The 234-nt window shown below is 67.5% G+C and carries 1 pseudogene; it reads right to left on the bottom strand.

The features are described 5' to 3' along the window. Positions 1-234: pseudogene (locus ACQG3P_RS24165) on the bottom strand (type IV pili twitching motility protein PilT); the annotation flags it as partial.

Below are 234 nucleotides of genomic sequence, written 5' to 3'. Positions count from 1 at the left end.
CTTCTTCCTGCTCGATGATGCCGCCCTTGGCCATGCGGAACCGGCCCTGGTCGAAACACTCCATGCCTTCTTCCCGCGAGGCTTCCATCGCCGGCTTGATCTCGTGCACCTGGCCGCGGCGCAGCAGGTCGCGGATCATCGGTGTGTGGATCAACACCTCGGTGGCCGGCAGGCGGCGCCCATCCTGGCCCTGGACCTGGCGCGGGGAACTCACCGCGCGCAGGTTCAGCGAGA

This window comes from Stenotrophomonas sp. SrG (assembly GCF_050031795.1).
GTDB lineage: Bacteria > Pseudomonadota > Gammaproteobacteria > Xanthomonadales > Xanthomonadaceae > Stenotrophomonas > Stenotrophomonas rhizophila_A.
The sequence above is the reverse complement of the archived record's forward strand: the minus strand, read 5'-3'. Positions and strand labels throughout refer to the sequence as shown.